This window comes from Mitsuaria sp. WAJ17 (assembly GCF_014174515.1).
Taxonomy (GTDB): Bacteria; Pseudomonadota; Gammaproteobacteria; order Burkholderiales; family Burkholderiaceae_C; genus Roseateles_B.
The window spans coordinates 1-381 of the sequence record NZ_JACJUG010000131.1; the positions used below are offsets into that span (position 1 = coordinate 1).

General features: G+C 65.1%; 1 protein-coding gene. It reads right to left on the minus strand.

What is annotated here, in order from left to right:
* The coding region (locus tag H5407_RS23705; protein ID WP_255501420.1) for a LysR substrate-binding domain-containing protein at positions 1-381 on the minus strand (381 nt) is incomplete at both ends.

A 381-nucleotide genomic window follows, 5' to 3' on the forward strand; every position in this document is an offset into this window, starting at 1 on the left:
TCTGGTCCAGCAAGGCCACCCGCAAGGGCGCCGACACCAGCTCGGAGCCCAGCTTCCACTGATGCCAGTAGAGCGTCACATCGACGCTCAGCTCGGGTTCCAGGGCCACGAGTTCGCCGCTCTTGAGCAGGCTGCGCACTTGCAATTCCGGCACCACGCCAATGCCCCAGCCCATGCAAACGGCACGCACACGCGCCTCGCTGGACGGCACATAGCGCTCCTGCAGGCGCGGCGCTTTCACGCCGAAGGCCTTGCCGACCCATTGCACCTGGTCATCGTCCTTGCGGTTGAAGACGAGAAAGGGGACCTGCGAAAAATTGGCCGCCGTCAGCCCTTGCGGCAGGTTTTCGCGCAGGAAGGCCGGACTGGCGACGGCGATGT